General features: G+C 45.2%; 2 protein-coding genes. Both read left to right on the plus strand.

Annotated elements, in window-relative coordinates; genetic code table 11:
• A partial coding sequence (locus BMW55_RS18910) for a transposase (protein WP_211663694.1) occupies positions 1 to 329 on the plus strand: 329 nt, incomplete at its 5' end.
• Between the two features lie 11 nt (positions 330 to 340).
• Positions 341 to 1,186, plus strand: coding sequence for an IS3 family transposase (locus tag BMW55_RS18915; protein WP_280139808.1), 846 nt, complete (start codon positions 341 to 343; stop codon positions 1,184 to 1,186).
• The last annotated feature ends 27 nt before the right edge of the window (positions 1,187 to 1,213 follow it).

The raw sequence follows: 1,213 nt of genomic DNA on the forward strand, positions 1-1,213 counted from the left end.
CTCTAAGTTATTATAGAATAGGGTTGAAAGGGGTTTTTCTTATGCCTAGAAGAAAGTGGTCTGCTGAAGAAAAGATGTTCATTGTGCTTGAAGGAATGGCTCCCGGAGCCAACATTTCTGCTATTTGCCGCAATCACGGGATCGCTCAGACCCTCTACTATAGATGGAGAGAGGCATTTCTTCAAGGGGGTCTGTCTGGGTTAGCGTCAGGTCCTTCCAGTCGTGAGCAGCAACTCGAAAAAGAATTGGCAGAAGCCAAGAAACTGCTTGGTGAAAAAGAAATGCAGATCGAGATCCTTCGAAAAAAGACGAACTGGGGCCGAAAATAAGCACCCGAGAGCTGGTTCAAGTTCTCCATCAGGAAGGGCATTCGGTTCCCAGGATCGCTCGTGCCCTTCAACTCAATCGTACGTACTGTTATTCCCTGCTGAAACCGTTTGTCCCGAAAAAACGTGTTCGAGATGATGAAGCAACAGTGAAAAAAGAGATCTGTGATTTATGCGGCCAATTTCCGACGAACGGATACCGGCGAATCCGGGTTTGGCTGAAGAAAAAGTACAACCGTACCGTAAATCATAAACGTGTCTATCGATTGATGAAGGAGATGAAACTCCTCGTCCCAACCAAACATCATCTGGCGAAACGTAAAAAAGAAACAGGCAAAATCCCGGTCGAACGCTCCAATCAACACTTTCAGGTCGATATGACCAAGATCTGGTGCGGAAAGGACGGTTGGGGATATTTGTTTGCTGTAATTGATGCGTTTGACAAAGAGATTGTCGGTTACAAGTTTTCTCGATTCTGTCGAACGGAGGACTTGCTGGATGCTGTAAACATGTCGATTGATGCAAGATTTCCGTACGGTGTAAAAGGACAAGGCCTTACAATCCGCAGTGACAATGGATGCCAAATGACAAGCAAGCGATACATGAAAGCCTTGAAAGCTGCGGGAATAACTCAAGAACGAACCGGATATAACAACCCGGATGCTGATGCTTACATCGAACGATGGTTTCGTACGCTTAAAGAAGAGGAAGTCTGGCTAAACGAATACAGCACGTTTACAGAGGCAAAGCAAGAAATTGAGCGGTACGTAAGTTTTTACAACAACGACAGGCCTCACTCCGCTTTGAATTACAGGTCTCCAAGAGAATTTAGACAAATGCTAACTCAAAAAGTTGCATAATTGTCTGGACTTATGGGGGGCATTAAG

This window comes from Lihuaxuella thermophila (genome assembly GCF_900110165.1).
In the GTDB taxonomy this organism is placed as follows: Bacteria; Bacillota; Bacilli; order Thermoactinomycetales; family Thermoactinomycetaceae; genus Lihuaxuella; species Lihuaxuella thermophila.